The sequence below is a fragment of the Mesorhizobium sp. M0768 genome, from assembly GCF_040320195.1.
Lineage (GTDB): Bacteria > Pseudomonadota > Alphaproteobacteria > Rhizobiales > Rhizobiaceae > Mesorhizobium.
The window spans coordinates 277,343-292,440 of sequence record NZ_JAMYPD010000003.1 but is presented as its reverse complement, the minus strand read 5'-3'; the positions used below and the strand labels follow the sequence as shown (position 1 = coordinate 292,440).

Below are 15,098 nucleotides of genomic sequence, written 5' to 3'. Positions count from 1 at the left end.
GGCGGGATTTGTCGAGAGTGAACCCTGCTCCGGCCAATTGGTAGGGACCCAATTGGCACAGACTGGGCGTCATGCTAGGCGTTTGACCAAGCGGTAAAAAAATAACAGTGGGAACAGGCTGCATGGCGCAAGCCGCAATCGAGCTGATCGGCATCGACAAGAGCTTTGGCGCCGTGCGCGCCAACCGCGACATCAATCTGGAGATTATGCGCGGCACTATCCATGGCATCGTCGGCGAAAACGGCGCCGGCAAGTCGACGCTGATGTCGATCCTCTATGGTTTCTACCAGGCCGATTCCGGCGAGATCCGTGTCGGCGGCCAGCCGGCATCGATCAAGACGCCGAACGATGCGATCGCGCTCGGCATCGGCATGGTGCATCAGCATTTCATGCTGGTCGACAATTTCTCGGTGCTGGAAAACGTCATTCTCGGCGCCGAAAGCGATGCGCTGCTGAAGAAGAGCATTGCCAAGGCGCGTTCCGAGCTGGAGCGGCTCGAGCGCGAATACGGGCTCGAAGTCGATCCCGACGCCATCATCGAGGAGTTGCCGGTCGGCCTGCAGCAACGCGTCGAAATCCTCAAGGCGCTCTATCGCGGCGCCGAGATCCTGATCCTCGATGAGCCGACAGGCGTGCTGACGCCGGCCGAGGCCGACCATCTGTTCCGCATCCTCAGGCAGCTGAAGGAGCAGGGCAAGACGATCGTGCTGATCACCCACAAGCTGCGCGAGATCATGGCGATCACCGACACGGTGTCGGTGATGCGCCAGGGCACGATGGTGGCGACACGCGAAACCAGGAAGACCACGGTCGAGGAGCTGGCCGAGCTGATGGTCGGCCGGCGCGTGCTGCTGCGCGTCGAAAAGGGCGAGGCGAAGGCCGGCGGCGTCAAGCTTGCGGTCAAGAACCTGACGGTCAAGGATGCCCGCGGCGTCACCATGGTCGACGACGTCTCCTTCGACGTCCATGCCGGCGAGATCGTCGGCATTGCCGGCGTCGCCGGCAACGGGCAGTCCGAATTGCTCGAGGCGATTTCCGGCATCAGGCATGCCGTTTCGGGCTCGGTCATGCTCGACGGCAAGCCGATCGACCTCACCGGCGCCGCCGACCCTGGCGAGTTGCGCGAGCGCGGCCTTGCCCATGTGCCGGAGGACCGCCATCATGTCGGGCTCGTGCTGGCCTTCGAGGAGAACGAGAATTCGATCCTCGGTTATCAGGACGACGCGCGCTATCTGAAGGGGCCGTTCCTCGACATCGATGCCATCCGTAACGATGCCAGGGACAAGATCGTCAAATATGACATCCGCCCGGCGGACTGCCGCCTCAAGACCGCCAATTTCTCCGGCGGCAACCAGCAGAAGATCGTGCTGGCGCGGGAAATGGAACAAGATCCCGGCGTGTTGATCGTCGGCCAGCCGACACGCGGCGTCGATGTCGGCGCCATCGAATTCATCCACAAGCGCCTCATAGCCATGCGCGACCAGGGCAAGGCGGTGCTGGTGGTTTCGGTCGAGCTCGACGAGATCCGCTCGCTGTCCGACCGCATCCTGGTGATGTTTGCCGGCCGCGTCGTCGGCGAACGCGGCCCCGACGCGACCGAGGGCGAGCTCGGCCTGCTGATGGCCGGCGTCGAGCACCGGGAGGCCGCCGAGTGAGCACCCCCTATGCCAAGCTGCCGGCCTGGGCCGATTACGTGCTGATCCCGCTGATCAATCTGTTCGTCGCATTCGTCGTCGCCGGCTTCGTCGTCATATTGGTCGGCGAGAACCCGCTGCGTGCAGCCGTCATCCTGGTCGAGGGTGCCTTCGGCCGCGGCCAAGGCATCGCGTTCACGCTTTTCTATGCCACCACCTTCATCTTCAGTGGGCTTTCGGTGGCGGTTGCGGCGCATTGCGGCCTGTTCAACATCGGTGGCGAGGGCCAGGGCTACATCGCCGGTCTCGGCATAGGCATCGTTTGCCTGGCCTTCGACAGCCTGCTCCCTTGGTGGCTGACCTTCCCGATCGCCATTATCGCCGCCGCGGCGATGGGCGCGCTGTGGGCGCTGATCCCGGCCTATCTGCAGGCCAAGCGCGGCTCGCATATCGTCATCACCACCATCATGTTCAACTTCATCGCCGCCAGCGTCATGGTCTATGCGCTGGTGGGGATGCTGAAGCCGCCCGGCTCGATGGCGCCGCAGACGCGCACCTTCCTCGAAGGCGCGCAATTGCCGAAGCTCAACTGGGTCATCGAATTGTTCGGCGCCAAAATCCGTTCGGCGCCATTCAACGTCAGTTCCCTGCTGGCGCTAGCCATGGCCTTTCTGGTGTGGGTGCTGATCTGGCGCACGAAGCTCGGCTACGAGATGCGCACCTATGGCCACAGCCCGAAAGCGGCGCGTTATGCCGGCATTTCGGAGATCCGCATCATCATCATTGCGATGATGATCTCGGGCGCGCTGGCCGGCATGATGGCGCTCAACCCGACGATGGGCGACCAGCACAATGTCGCGCTCGAATTCGTTTCGGGCGCCGGTTTCGTCGGCATCGCGGTGGCCCTGATGGGACGCCTGCACCCGATCGGCATCGTGCTGGCGGCGGTCCTGTTCGGCATGCTCTACCAGGGCGGCGCCGAGCTCGCCTTCGAGATGCCGGCGATCAGCCGCGACATGATCGTCATCATCCAGGGCCTCGTGATCCTGTTCGCCGGCGCGCTCGAGCATATGTTCCGGCCCTACGTCCAGGCGTTGTTCGCCTCGCTCAGCCCGAAATCGGTCGGCATGGAAGCGGTCAAGGGGAAGGGCGCCTGAGATGGATTTCTTCAACGCCATCGTACAGGTCCTGGACTCGACCATCCGCCTGTCTGTGCCCTTGCTGCTCGCCTGTCTCGCCGGCCTCTATTCGGAGCGGGCCGGCGTCTTCGACATCGGGCTCGAGGGCAAGATGCTTGTCGGCGCCTTCGCCGGTGCGGCCGCCGCCTCGGTCTTCCACTCGGCCTATCTCGGCCTCGGCATGGCCATCCTCATCTCGGTTGCCTTCGCGCTGATCCACGGCTTTGCCTCGATCACCCATCGCGGCAACCAGATCGTTTCCGGCGTCGCGATCAATTTCATTGCCGCCGGATCGACGATCATGCTCGGCCAGGCCTGGTTCCAGCAAGGCGGGCGCACGCCGGCGCTGGCCGCCGGCGAGCGCTTCGAGGCAATCATCTGGCCGGGCGCAGAGGCGCTCAGGAGCGTGCCGATCCTCGGGCCGATCTATTCGGAACTCATCTCCGGCCACTCCGTGCTGGTCTATCTCGCCTTCCTGGCCGTGCCGTTCACCTGGTGGGTGCTGTTCCGCACCCGCTTCGGCTTGCGCCTGCGCGCCGTCGGCGAGAACCCAGCCGCGGTCGACACCGCCGGCATATCAGTCGCCTGGCTGCGCTACCGGGCGCTGATCTGCACCGGCGTGCTCACCGGCATTGCCGGCGCCTATCTGTCGATGGTGCAGAATGGCGGCTTCGTGAAGGACATGACCGCCGGCAAGGGCTATATCGCGCTGGCCGCGCTGATCTTCGCCAAATGGAAACCGGTCAACGCCATGTTCGCCTGCCTGCTGTTCGGCTTCCTCGACGCCGCCTCGATCCGCCTGCAAGGCACGCCGCTGCCGCTGATCGGCAAGGTGCCGGTGCAATTCATGCAGGCGCTGCCCTATGTGCTGACCGTCATCCTGCTCGCCGGCTTCATCGGCAAGGCAATCCCGCCGCGCGCCGGCGGCGTGCCTTATGTCAAGGAACGCTGATCTATCATGGCTCATGATCTGTTCGAAGCGGCGAAAGCCGCCATGGCCAAGGCCTATGCGCCCTATTCGAAATTTCCGGTCGGCGCGGCGTTGCGCACCGAGGACGGCCGTGTCTTCACCGGCGCCAATGTCGAGATCGCGTCCTATCCGGAGGGCTGGTGCGCCGAAACCACCGCGCTCGGCCACTACGTCATGGGCGGCGGCGGCAAAATCACGGAAATCGCCGTGATCGCCGAACGCGTGGCAAAATGCTCGCCCTGCGGCGGCTGCCGGCAGCGGCTGGCGGAATTCTGCCGGCCGGAGACGAAGTTCTATCTCTGCGATGATAGCGGCGTGGTTGAGACCGTGACCATGGGCGAGTTGCTGCCATACGGGTTTGAAGGCGATGTGCTGAAATGAAGGAAGCGCTCGATCACCTCGTCGAAAGGCTGGACGGGCTGGCGCCGACCACCGCCTTGGTGCTGGGGTCAGGGCTTGGCGGGCTTGTCGACCAGGTCGAGGATGCGGTGCGCATCTCCTACGCCGACTTGCCGGGGTTTCCCCGAAGCGGCGTCAGCGGCCATGCCGGCGAGGTGGTGGCGGGGCTCTTTGCCGGCACGCCGGTGCTGATGCTGTCCGGCCGGGCGCATTATTACGAGCACGGCAACGCGGCGGCGATGCGGCCGGCACTCGAGGTGCTCGCCGGCCTCGGCATCTCCAGGCTGATCCTCACCAACGCCGCCGGTTCGGTCGATCCCGGGATGGGCCCGGGCTCGGTGATGCTGATCACCGATCACATCAATTTCTCGGGCTCCAACCCGCTGATCGGCGAACCGAGCGACCGCCGTTTCGTCGGCCTGACCGAAGCCTACGACGCCGGTCTCCGCTCCGCCATCGAGCAGGCGGCGAAGGCCACCGGTACCACGCTGCACAAGGGCGTCTATATGTGGTTCTCCGGCCCATGCTTCGAGACGCCCGCCGAGATCCGCATGGCGCGCGTCATGGGCGCCAACGCGGTCGGCATGTCGACGGTGCCGGAGGTCATTCTCGCCCGCTTCCTTGGGCTGCGCGTCGCCGCGTGTTCGGTCGTGACCAACCTTGCCGCCGGCATGACCGGAGCCGAGCTGTCGCACCAGGAGACCAAGGACATGGCGCCGGTCGGCGGCGCGCGGCTGGCGACCATTCTGCAGCGTGTTTTTCAGGACGGGCTTCCGGAGCACAGGGTCGACGCCTGATGCTTCCACAGGAAATCATCCGCCGCAAGCGCGATGGCCAGAAGCTCTCGGCTGAGGAGACAGCGTTCTTCATCGAGGGTCTGACCGCCGGCACAGTCACCGACGCGCAGGTCGGCGCCTTTGCCATGGCGGTGTTCTTCAACGGCATGAGCCGCGACGAGGCGGTGGCGCTGACTATGGCGATGCGCGATTCCGGCGATGTGCTCGACTGGTCGGATCTGCCCGGCCCGGTCACCGACAAGCATTCGACGGGCGGCGTCGGCGACAACGTCTCCTTGATGCTGGCGCCGATCGTCGCTGCCTGCGGCGCCTATGTGCCGATGATTTCCGGCAGGGGTCTCGGCCATACCGGCGGCACGCTGGACAAGATGGATGCCATCCCCGGCTATATCAGCCAGCCGGATGTTGCGCGCTTCCGCAAGACCGTGCTCGAAACCGGCTGCGCCATCATCGGCCAGACCGCCGATCTGGCACCCGCCGACGCCAGGCTCTACGCGATCCGCGATGTGACGGGAACGGTGGAATCGGTGCCGCTGATCACCGCCTCGATCCTGTCGAAGAAGCTGGCGGCCGGCCTTGGTTCGCTGGTGCTCGATGTCAAGGTCGGCAACGGCGCCTTCATGGAGAAATCGCGCGACGCAACCGCACTGGCCAACAGCCTGGTCGACGTCGCCAATGGCGCCGGCCTTAAGGCCTCGGCGCTGGTCACCGGCATGAACGAGCCGCTGGCGTCCGCCGCCGGCAACGCGGTCGAGGTGCGCAACGCCGTCGATTTTCTCACCGGCCGCTTTCGCGACCGGCGGCTGGAGGACGTGACGCTGGCGCTGGCCGCCGAGATGCTGCAATCGGCAGGCCTGGTGTCGTCCAACCAGGACGGCCTGCGCCGCGCCGCCGAAACGCTGGCCGGCGGCCGCGCCGCTGCCGTCTTCGCGCGCATGGTGGCGGCACTGGGTGGTCCCGTCGACTTTGTCGACAATCCGGAAAAATATTTGCCGAAAGCGGCAACGGAATTCGCGGTCAAGGCGAGCGCGAACGGCTTTGTCACCGGCATCGCGACCCGCGAGATCGGGCTTGCCGTGGTCGGGCTTGGCGGCGGGCGGACGCGGCCCGACGACAGGATCGATCACGCCGTTGGCATCACCAGGCTGTTGCCGGTCGGTGCTGAAGTGCGGGCCGGCGAAGCGCTGGCGCTGGTCCATGCCCGTAATACCGGGGATGCCGAAGCGGCCGCGGCCGCCGTGCTTTCGGCCTATATGATCGGCACTTCCAGACCGGCCACGGAGAAAACCGTCATCCGGCGGATCCTGCCGCGCGGGTAATCACTGAACCAGCAGCAGCTTGCCGTCTTCGACCTGGTATTTTTCGAGCCGCTGCAGAAAGCTCATGCCGATCAGGTTGGTGTGCAGCGCCCTGTCGTCGAGCAGGACGGCCTCGACGCCCTCGACGGTGATCTTGCCGATCTGCAGGCGATCAATCGTCACCACGGCGGCCTTGATCGCACCATTGGCGGTGTTGACCTGATGGCTGAAGTCCGTCGAATTGAGCGAGATGCCGATCCTGCGCGCAGTCGAGGTGTTGATGGCGACGAGCGTGGCGCCGGTATCGATCATGCCGTCGATCTGGTGGCCGTTCAACTTGAAGGCCGACATGAAATGCCCGCGCGCGTCCGCGGTGACGACGACCTTGCGGCCGAGCGGCTGCGGCGTCGCCGGCCTGTCCCGAACGGCGGCGAGATTCAGGTCGGTTTGTGTGTCGGCCGGCCTGGCTCCGATGGCGGATTTCAACAGCCGCTCGATTACCTGTGAATTGGACTGATATACGATCGGCAGCGATGCCGACGTTCCGGCAAACACGCCAAGGATGAGAAGCTTGCGCAGCATGGACCGGCCTTCCTGGTTGCCGATCCTTAGCCCGACAAGGTGATTGCCGCTTTAACGAGTGCGGAAACCAGCCGTTTGCGTAAACAATCGGTAAACGGGTCTATTTGGTGCCGTACATGCGGTCGCCGGCATCGCCGAGACCCGGCATGATGTAGCCCTTTTCGTTGAGCTGGCGGTCGATGGAAGCGGTGAAGACCGGAACATCGGGATGCGCCTGGGTAAACCGCTCGAGGCCCTCTGGTGCCGCCAGCAGGCAGAGGAAGCGGATGTTGGTGGCACCGCGGCCTTTCAGCTTGTCGATCGCCGCGATCGCCGAATTGGCGGTCGCCAGCATCGGATCGACGACGATCACCAGCCGGTCGGCGAGGTCGCCTGGCGCCTTGAAGAAATACTCGACCGCTTCCAGCGTCTCATGGTCGCGATAGAGGCCGATATGGGCGACACGCGCCGCCGGCACCAGATCGAGCAGGCCTTCGAGCAAGCCGTTGCCGGCGCGCAGCACCGAGGCGAAGACCAGTTTTTTGCCCTCCAGCGTCGGCGCCTCCATCGTTTCGATCGGCGTCTCGATGGTCGTCGTCGTCAGTTCCAGGTTGCGGGTGACCTCGTAGCCGAGCAGCAGCGAGATCTCGCGCAGCAGCCGCCGGAAGCCGGCCGTCGAGGTTTCCTTCTTGCGCATGATGGTCAGCTTGTGCTGGACAAGCGGATGGTCGACGACGGTGACGCCCTTCATGGTGTTCTCCAACTGCGCAAATGAATGGTGAATGGTGAATAGTGAATAGTGAACTGGTTTGCGAGTCCTTGGTTGCGCGGAAAAACTCGCGGTTGACGGACCAAAGCGCCGGGTGAACCATTCACCATTCACCTGCCCTTGGCGCCGAGCCTGCCCAGCAGCGCCGCCCTGGTCTTCCTGTCGACGAAGGCTGCCTCGATGGCCGTCCTGGTGACGGCGGTGAGCGCCTTGTCGTCCATCGCAAAATGCTCGGCAGCGATGTCGTATTCGCGTTTCAGCGAGGTCCAGAAATAGGGTGGGTCATCGGAGTTGAGCGTCACCTTGCAGCCCGCTGCCCGCAAGGCGGGGAAGGGATGGTCGGCGAAGCTGTCGAAGATTTTCAGGGCGATGTTGGAGCCAGGGCAGCATTCGAGCACGACGCCTTCGTCGGCGATGCGCCGCACAAGCTCGGGGTTCTCGATGGCGCGCACGCCATGGCCGATGCGAGACGGGCGGATGTGGTCGAGTGCCGCCTCGACGCTCTCCCAGCCCATCAATTCGCCGGCATGGACGGTGATGCCGAGGCCGGCCTCGCGGGCGATCTCGAAGGCCCTGACATAATCTTCCAGGTCGCCTATCCGCTCGTCGCCGGCGACGCCGAAACCGGTGACCAGCGGATGCCCGCAGCGCGCGGCGAAACGCGCCGCTCGCTCGATCGATTCGACACCGAAATTGCGCACGCCGGTGACGATCATGCGGCCTTCGATGCCGGTCTTCGCCTTGGCGCGGGCCATGCCTTCGCCGAGCGCGTCGGTATAGGCCTTCGGCGACAGCCCGGCCTTGCTGGCATGGTCGGGCGAGGTGAAAACCTCGGAATAGATGGCGCCGTCGCGGGCGAGGCTGGTCAGGTAATGATCGGCCAGCCGCGCATAGTCTTCTTCGGTGCGGAACAGGTCCGACGAGAAGTCGTAGGCGGCGAGGAAAGAGGTGAAGTCGTGCCAGACGAAGGAGCCGTCCTGGATGTAGGGCGAGGCATCCTTGCCGTATTTCTCAGCCTGGCGGAGGACGAGTTCAGGCGCCGCTGCCCCTTCGATGTGGCAGTGCAGTTCTGCTTTCAAAGGCATTCAATTATCCCGTCAGGCTTTTTCTTATGACGCAAGTTCCTGTCGGAAAACCGTGTGACACTTTTCCGGAACCTGCTTCGAAGCGCGGCCGAACACCGCGCCTTAAACAATAGCGCCCGCACCATCGATCGGCTATGGTCCCGCCGATTTTATGGCGGATCAAAACGATGTCGGTTGAAAGAACCACTGCTGCGGGCGGCATGGAAACCTCCTATGGTTTCAAGCGGGTAGGGCCAGGCGACAAGCAGTCCCTGGTCAATGATGTTTTCCACAAGGTGGCGAACCGCTACGACCTGATGAACGACCTGATGTCGGCCGGCTTGCATCGGTTGTGGAAGGACGCCATGGTCGCCTGGCTCAATCCACCGAAGCGGCCGGGCTGGAGCGTTCTCGACGTTGCCGGCGGCACCGGCGACGTCGCCTTCCGCATCGTCGAGGCGAGCGGCAGGCACTCTCATGCAACGGTTCTCGATATCAACGGCTCGATGCTCGCCGTCGGCCGCGACCGGGCCGAGAAAAAAGGCCTGTCGGCAAATACCGATTTCGTCGAAGCCAATGCCGAGGAACTGCCTTTTGCCGACGCTACTTTCGACGCCTACACCATCGCTTTCGGCATCCGCAACGTGCCGCGCATCGATGTGGCGCTTGCCGAAGCCTATCGCGTGCTGAAGCCTGGCGGGCGCTTTCTCTGCCTTGAATTCTCCGAGGTCGAGATGCCGCTGCTCGACAAGGTCTATGAAGCATGGTCGTTCAACGCCATTCCGCGGATCGGCAAGGTGGTGACCGGCGATGACGAGCCCTATTCCTATCTGGTCGAATCGATCCGCAAGTTTCCCAATCAGCAGAATTTCGCGGCGATGATTTCGCGCGCAGGCTTCGAGCGCGCCTCATTCCGCAATTATTCCGGCGGCATCGCCGCGCTTCATTCGGGCTGGAAGCTTTGAGGCTGGCCCGCATTTTCCGACGTGCCTTGCGCCAGTTCAGGAAACCGGCAGGGCAAAGCCAGCCATGAGCAGCATCGGCGCTGGTTTCAGGCTCGTGCGGGCCGGCTGGGTGCTTGTGCGCGAGGGCGTCATCGCGGCTTTGCCCGGTGACGAGCTCTTCGGCTTGCCGAAATTCGGCTGGCGCATGGCCCGGCTATTCACCCGCCGTCGGGCGCTTGCCTATGAGCGCGGCGACAGGCTGGCCAAGGCGGTCGTGCGGCTCGGCCCATCCTACGTCAAGCTCGGCCAGTTCCTGGCGACACGGCCGGATGTCGTCGGCAACGATATCGCGCTTGATCTTGCCATGCTGCAGGACAAGATGCAGACCTTTCCCAAGGCCGAGGCCATAGCGGCGATAGAAGCATCGCTCGGACGCAAGGTCGGTGAGCTCTATGCCAGTTTTGGCGAGGCCGTCGCCGCCGCCTCGATCGCCCAGGTCCATACCGCTGAAACCCTGCAGGACGGCGTCGTTAGGCGAGTGGCGGTGAAGGTCATCCGGCCGGGCGTGCGCCGCCGCTTCTTTCGCGATCTCGAAAGCTATTTCCTCGCCGCCCGGCTGCAGGAAAAGTACATCCCGTCGTCGCGCCGGCTGCGGCCGGTCGAGGTGACGGAGACGCTGGCCCAGACTACCAAGATCGAAATGGATTTGAGGCTGGAGGCAGCGGCTTTTTCGGAGCTCGGCGAGAATACCAAGGACGATCCGGGCTTCCGTGTGCCGTCGGTCGACTGGGAGCGCACCGGTCGTGACGTGCTGACCATGGAATGGGTCGACGGCATCAAGATGAACGATATTGCCGGCCTGACCGCCGCCGGCCACGACCTGAAAGCGATTGCCGCCAACCTCGTTCAGTCGTTTCTGCGCCATACGCTGCGTGACGGTTTCTTCCACGCCGACATGCACCCGGGCAACCTGTTTATAGAAGCCGACGGCACCATCGTCGCCGTCGATCTCGGCATTGCCGGCCGGCTCGGCAAAAAGGAGCGCCGCTTCCTCGCCGAAATCCTCTATGGCTTCATCACGCGCGATTACCAGCGCGTCGCCGAGGTGCATTTCGAGGCCGGCTACGTGCCGCGCCAGCACAATGTCGCCGCCTTCGCCCAGGCGATCCGGGCGATCGGCGAACCGATCCACGGCCAGCCTGCCGAGACCATCTCGATGGCCAAGCTGCTGACGCTGCTGTTCGAAGTGACCGACCTCTTCGACATGGCGACGCGGTCCGAGCTGGTGCTGCTGCAGAAGACCATGGTCGTCGTCGAAGGCGTCGCCCGCACCCTCGACCCGGCCTTCAACATGTGGAAGACGTCGGAGCCGGTGGTGAGCGGCTGGATTGCCCGCAACCTCGGCCCGCGCGCCCTGCTGGCCGATGCGCGCGACGGTGCCAACGCGCTGCTGGCGCTGGCCCGCCAGGCACCGGACCTCGCCGCCCGCACCGAGCGGCTGTCGCGTGAGATCGACCTGATGGCCGAACACGGCCTGCGCTTCGACGAAAGGACCGCACGCGCGATCGGCAAGGCCGAGGCGCGCTACACCCGCTCCGGCCGGCTGGCGCTGTGGGTGATCGCATTGACGCTCGTGTATATCGCCTGGCGTATTTTCTAGCGCTTGTTGCAAAGTGATTGCATTGCTATCATTGCACTCAGCAATTCCGGGCAAGGTGCAATCAGATGGCCAGCATCACGATCCGCAACCTTGATGACGAGGTCAAGGACCTGCTGCGCCGACTGGCGGCGGAGAATGGCCGGTCGATGGAAGACCAGGCGCGGGTGATGATCCGCGCAGCGGTCGAAGGTCAGTTCGGTTCGGCCGGTCGCATCGACCAGATCGAGAAAACACTGCGCGAACTGACGAGTTCGCAGAGTCCAGCAGCGCCGGTGGTCGCCGTCTCCAGCCCGCGAGGCATCCTCTCCGGCAAGCGCATCCTGCTGATCATCGGCGGCGGCATCGCCGCCTACAAGGCGCTCGACCTGATCCGCCGGCTGCGCGAGCGCGGCGCGGCAGTGCGGGTGGTGATGACCGCGGCGGCGCAGGAGTTCGTCACTACGCTGTCGGCCGGGGCGCTGTCGGCCGACCATGTTTTCACCGAATTGTTCGACCGGCAGGACGAGCACGACATCGGCCATATCAGGCTGTCGCGCGAGGCCGACCTTTTGGTCGTGGCGCCGGCCACCGCCGACCTGATGGCAAAGCTCGCCAATGGCCATGCCAACGACCTTGCCTCGACCGTGCTCATCGCCACCGACAAGCGAGTTTTGATGGCGCCGGCGATGAACCCGAAAATGTGGGCGCATCCGGCGGCCCGCCGCAACCGCGCGACGCTGAGCAAGGACGGCGTCGCATTCGTCGGCCCGGCGAAGGGCGAGATGGCCGAGAGCAACGAGGTGGGCGAGGGCCGCATGGCCGAGCCGCTGGAGATCGTCGCCGCGATCGAGGCGCTGCTCGACAGCCGGCCAAAGCCGCTGGCGGGCAGGAAGATCATTGTCACCTCCGGGCCGACGCATGAACCGATCGACCCGGTCCGCTACATCGCCAACCGGTCGTCGGGCAAGCAGGGCCACGCCATTGCGGCGGCGCTGGCCAGGCTCGGTGCCGACGTGCGTCTCGTCTCCGGCCCGGTCGGCATTGCCGATCCGGCCGGCGTCGCCACGCTGCACGTCGAAACGGCCGTCGAGATGAAGGACGCCGTCGAGCAACTGCTGCCGGCCGACGCGGCAGTGTTCGTCGCGGCTGTCGCCGACTGGCGCACTCAAAGTTCGGCCGGGGAAAAGATCAAGAAGGTGGCGGGCGAGGGGCCACCGGCGCTGCAGATGGTGGAAAATCCCGATATTCTCGCCGGTGTCGGGCATCACAAAAAGCGGCCGATGCTGGTGGTCGGTTTCGCCGCCGAGACGCAGGACCTGGTCAGGAATGCCCAGGCCAAGCTTGCAAAAAAGGGCGCCGATCTTATCGTTGCCAATGATGTCTCCCATGAAGATGGTTCCCCGGGCGTGATGGGCGGCGACCGCAACAAGGTGCGGATCGTCTCGAAGGCCGGCGTCGAGGAATGGCCGGAGATGAGCAAGGACGAGGTGGCGACGCGGCTCGCGGCGCTGATCGCCGACCGGATGAAGACGGTCGTTGTCTAGTCAATCTCCCCCACGGAGATTGACAGCTTCGCCGGCTTCGTGTCGGTCGCCCCCGAAATCCGCAAGGCGGCAAGGCATCCCAGGATTCCGAGCGGGATAAACGCCAGGAACAGCCAGGCGGCGACACTTGCCGCGGCCTCACGGTTCAGGCCTTCGGAAAAGCCGCTGGCGTTGGCGACGATGCCGGTCAGTGCCGCACCCACGGCATAACCGATGCGCTGCATGGTCGGCACAGCGGCCGAGGCGATCGTCTGCTCGCCTTCCTTGGCCGATGCCACGATGACACGCGTGACGAACGGCCAGGCGATGCCGAAACCGCCGCCTTGCAGCAAGGCACAAAGCAGGATCAACGGGATAGAGCCGGCCGGCACCGTATAGGCGAAACCGGCGACGCCCGTGGCGATCATCAGCGCCCCGCCGACGATGATGTAGCCGGTGGTCAGGATCGGAATGCCGTGCAGGCTGGTCAGAAGCAGCGGACCGTAGACGGTAAAGGAGCAGGTCGCCACCGAGAACGCGGCGACCATGGTCATGCCCGCGCCAACCGGCGAGCGCCATGAGAACAGCCGCGACGGGAACAGGCGCGAGCGCGGCTTCAGTGCGTCGATGTAGATAAACAGCGCCAGGCCGACCAGGCCGAGGGTGAGCAGCAGCGACGAGCGCAGCAGGGCGATGTCGACGCCGGCGGTGGCAATCAGCACGACGCTGACGGCGAGGCAGCCAAGTGCCGCAAAGGGAAAGGGCGGCGCCGAGCCGCCCGTCGCCTGCGGCCTTGTTGCTTCCGGTGTGTCGAGCACGATGAAGCTTGCCAGCGCCATCGCCGTGCCGCCGAGGGTGAAGACGCCGAAGGCCCAGCGCCAGGACAGCAATTCGGTCATGACCGCGCCGAGCACGGGGCCGCTGAAGGCGGCGACGCCCCAGATCGCCGACATGACGCCGAAAAGCTGCGGCCAGATCGCGCGGGCAAACAGCCGCTCGACCGAGACGAAGGCCAGCGACACCAGCGCGCCGCCCCCGAGCCCCTCGATCAGGCGGCCGCAGAGGAACAGCGGCATCGAAGGCGCGGTGGCGCAGACCAGCGCGCCGGCGGCATAGAGCATTGCGGCGACCATCATGTTGGTACGCAGCGCGACATAGCTCACCAGCCGTCCGGCGGCCGCACCGGCAACGATGGCGCCGAGCTCGTAGATCGCCAGCGACCAGCCGACCAGTTGCACGCCGGCGAGTTCGCCGACCATGGCCGGCATGACCGTTGCCACCATGGTTTCGTTGGTGGCGTGCAGCAGGATGCCGAGGCTGATGAAGCAGAAGCGCGCCAGGTCGCCGCTCGCCCACAGCGCGCGCCAGTCGACCCTGTTTGTGCTTGTCTTGGTCATCCGGTCCCCCAGGCTTTGCTGGTCTGAAGTATTGGAGCGTTCTTCACGTCCAAATGAGTACATGCCGCAGTATGGGAGGACTTCTAGAACCTCAACCGTAGTTGAGATCAAGCGGTCTTGATCGCCGTTGACGTGGCGGATTTCAAAATTGTGCGATGGGGGACGATCACGAGGCGTTGAGATTCTGGTCAGACCGAAGACAAGCAATATTGGATCGCCGCAATCTTCGGTCACGGTAACGGCATGAACACAGTTGCCATGCCGTGATCTTCGAGCGCCGCAACTTTGAACATCAGGGCGGCCCGTCCTCTGCGGAGTGGGCCTGCCGGAATCTATGAGCCTTCGGCAGCCATTCGCAGGCCGACACCTACGCTCCCCGCCGCTCGGGAGCCATGCTGCGCCGTTATTTGAACGAGTGGATCAGGTCGAGCGAGGTGACGGCGACCGCCAGGTTGACGCCGGTCTGTGCCTGGACACTGAGCGGCTGCAGCGAAAAGGCGCTGTCGAGGCCGCCGACCAGGAGATTGGCGCCGCCACCGGTGACCACGCTGGCCTCGGCGTTCACGCCATAGTAGCTGCCGGCAAGGTCGCCTTCATCGTGGTTGCGGGTCGCCGCCAGAACCGCCCATACCAGCTGGCCCTGATGCGTCCGGCCGACATCGACGCCGAGCTTGGAAATCACACCGGTATAGACTTCAGAGGGGCCGCCACGATGCGGACGAAAGACACAGGAAACACCCTTGTTGGAAGTGACGAGATAGGCCGTGCCGCCGTCGATGGTGCAGTCGAGCACGCCGAGCTGGAGTTTGCTGGCGCTGGCGGGAGCGGCAACGACGGTCGTGGCGAGAACAGCGGCACAAGCGAGTTTCTTGATCATGGCAGGGTCCTTTCGAAATTGCCTTGTACAAACGGCTGAGCACGCCGA

General features: G+C 64.6%; 14 protein-coding genes. 9 read left to right on the top strand and 5 right to left on the bottom strand.

All coding sequences use genetic code 11. From position 1 onward, the window contains the following. Positions 1-122 precede the first annotated feature (122 nt). The 6 genes from NKI08_RS05825 to deoA are packed head-to-tail and all read left to right on the top strand — an operon-like array spanning position 123 to position 6,297. A complete protein-coding gene (locus NKI08_RS05825; protein WP_352767737.1) occupies positions 123-1,655 on the top strand; it encodes an ABC transporter ATP-binding protein in 1,533 nt (510 codons plus the stop codon). Then, a complete protein-coding gene (locus NKI08_RS05820) occupies positions 1,652-2,791 on the top strand; it encodes an ABC transporter permease (protein WP_352767735.1) in 1,140 nt (379 codons plus the stop codon). Before NKI08_RS05825 ends, NKI08_RS05820 begins: the two co-directional genes overlap by 4 nt. Position 2,792: 1 nt before the next feature. After that, positions 2,793-3,764, top strand: coding sequence for an ABC transporter permease (locus NKI08_RS05815; protein WP_352469471.1), 972 nt, complete (start codon positions 2,793-2,795; stop codon positions 3,762-3,764). 6 nt (positions 3,765-3,770) lie between these two features. Beyond that, a complete protein-coding gene (cdd, locus tag NKI08_RS05810; RefSeq protein WP_023675315.1) occupies positions 3,771-4,163 on the top strand; it encodes a cytidine deaminase in 393 nt (130 codons plus the stop codon). Next, positions 4,160-4,978 (top strand): purine-nucleoside phosphorylase, encoded by an 819-nt coding sequence (locus tag NKI08_RS05805; protein ID WP_352448279.1) that lies wholly within the window; start codon positions 4,160-4,162, stop codon positions 4,976-4,978. Before cdd ends, NKI08_RS05805 begins: the two co-directional genes overlap by 4 nt. Then, on the top strand, positions 4,978-6,297 hold the full coding sequence (deoA, locus tag NKI08_RS05800; protein WP_352568188.1) for a thymidine phosphorylase: 1,320 nt from the start codon (positions 4,978-4,980) through the stop codon (positions 6,295-6,297). Before NKI08_RS05805 ends, deoA begins: the two co-directional genes overlap by 1 nt. On the opposite strand, the gene NKI08_RS05795 is transcribed toward deoA, so the two are convergent. The 3 genes from NKI08_RS05795 to NKI08_RS05785 all read right to left on the bottom strand — a co-directional run bounded on the left by NKI08_RS05795 (position 6,298) and on the right by NKI08_RS05785 (position 8,691). Further along, positions 6,298-6,858 carry a TIGR02281 family clan AA aspartic protease gene (locus tag NKI08_RS05795; protein ID WP_352767732.1) on the bottom strand — a complete coding sequence of 187 codons (561 nt, stop codon included), beginning with the start codon at positions 6,856-6,858 and terminating at the stop codon, positions 6,298-6,300. Positions 6,859-6,958: 100 nt separating this feature from the next. Beyond that, entirely contained in the window at positions 6,959-7,588 is a 630-nt protein-coding gene (gene upp, locus NKI08_RS05790) for a uracil phosphoribosyltransferase (protein ID WP_023675320.1), read from the bottom strand. A gap of 128 nt (positions 7,589-7,716) precedes the next feature. Continuing rightward, complete coding sequence (locus NKI08_RS05785; protein WP_352698520.1) at positions 7,717-8,691, bottom strand: adenosine deaminase; 975 nt, start codon at positions 8,689-8,691, stop codon at positions 7,717-7,719. 167 nt (positions 8,692-8,858) lie between these two features. Between NKI08_RS05785 and ubiE the strand changes: the two genes are divergently transcribed. The 3 genes from ubiE (at position 8,859) to coaBC (ending at position 12,797) form a co-directional block, all read left to right on the top strand. Beyond that, on the top strand, positions 8,859-9,635 hold the full coding sequence (gene ubiE, locus NKI08_RS05780) for a bifunctional demethylmenaquinone methyltransferase/2-methoxy-6-polyprenyl-1,4-benzoquinol methylase UbiE (protein WP_352698522.1): 777 nt from the start codon (positions 8,859-8,861) through the stop codon (positions 9,633-9,635). A 64-nt stretch (positions 9,636-9,699) separates the two neighbouring features. Then, positions 9,700-11,274, top strand: coding sequence for a 2-polyprenylphenol 6-hydroxylase (ubiB, locus tag NKI08_RS05775; RefSeq protein ID WP_352469478.1), 1,575 nt, complete (start codon positions 9,700-9,702; stop codon positions 11,272-11,274). A gap of 65 nt (positions 11,275-11,339) precedes the next feature. Next, entirely contained in the window at positions 11,340-12,797 is a 1,458-nt protein-coding gene (coaBC, locus tag NKI08_RS05770; RefSeq protein ID WP_352767729.1) for a bifunctional phosphopantothenoylcysteine decarboxylase/phosphopantothenate--cysteine ligase CoaBC, read from the top strand. Here coaBC and NKI08_RS05765 read toward each other — a convergent pair. Further along, the gene (locus tag NKI08_RS05765) at positions 12,794-14,173 is read right to left on the bottom strand and encodes an MFS transporter (protein ID WP_352767727.1); all 1,380 of its coding nucleotides are present in this window, start codon (positions 14,171-14,173) and stop codon (positions 12,794-12,796) included. The genes coaBC and NKI08_RS05765 overlap by 4 nt on opposite strands. A gap of 403 nt (positions 14,174-14,576) precedes the next feature. Continuing rightward, entirely contained in the window at positions 14,577-15,050 is a 474-nt protein-coding gene (locus NKI08_RS05760; RefSeq protein ID WP_352469481.1) for a DUF992 domain-containing protein, read from the bottom strand. Between the last annotated feature and the right edge of the window lie 48 nt (positions 15,051-15,098).

Excerpts from the sequence above, each read along its gene's own strand:
- deoA (WP_352568188.1), top strand. The coding sequence starts at position 4,978 with ATGCTTCCACAGGAAATCATCCGCCGCAAGCGCGATGGCCAGAAGCTC.
- coaBC (WP_352767729.1), top strand. The coding sequence starts at position 11,340 with ATGGCCAGCATCACGATCCGCAACCTTGATGACGAGGTCAAGGACCTG.
- cdd (WP_023675315.1), top strand. The coding sequence starts at position 3,771 with ATGGCTCATGATCTGTTCGAAGCGGCGAAAGCCGCCATGGCCAAGGCC.
- ubiB (WP_352469478.1), top strand. The coding sequence starts at position 9,700 with ATGAGCAGCATCGGCGCTGGTTTCAGGCTCGTGCGGGCCGGCTGGGTG.
- NKI08_RS05765 (WP_352767727.1), bottom strand. The coding sequence starts at position 14,173 with ATGACCAAGACAAGCACAAACAGGGTCGACTGGCGCGCGCTGTGGGCG.
- NKI08_RS05795 (WP_352767732.1), bottom strand. The coding sequence starts at position 6,858 with ATGCTGCGCAAGCTTCTCATCCTTGGCGTGTTTGCCGGAACGTCGGCA.
- NKI08_RS05785 (WP_352698520.1), bottom strand. The coding sequence starts at position 8,691 with ATGCCTTTGAAAGCAGAACTGCACTGCCACATCGAAGGGGCAGCGGCG.
- upp (WP_023675320.1), bottom strand. The coding sequence starts at position 7,588 with ATGAAGGGCGTCACCGTCGTCGACCATCCGCTTGTCCAGCACAAGCTG.
- NKI08_RS05825 (WP_352767737.1), top strand. The coding sequence starts at position 123 with ATGGCGCAAGCCGCAATCGAGCTGATCGGCATCGACAAGAGCTTTGGC.
- NKI08_RS05760 (WP_352469481.1), bottom strand. The coding sequence starts at position 15,050 with ATGATCAAGAAACTCGCTTGTGCCGCTGTTCTCGCCACGACCGTCGTT.
- NKI08_RS05805 (WP_352448279.1), top strand. The coding sequence starts at position 4,160 with ATGAAGGAAGCGCTCGATCACCTCGTCGAAAGGCTGGACGGGCTGGCG.
- ubiE (WP_352698522.1), top strand. The coding sequence starts at position 8,859 with ATGTCGGTTGAAAGAACCACTGCTGCGGGCGGCATGGAAACCTCCTAT.
- NKI08_RS05815 (WP_352469471.1), top strand. The coding sequence starts at position 2,793 with ATGGATTTCTTCAACGCCATCGTACAGGTCCTGGACTCGACCATCCGC.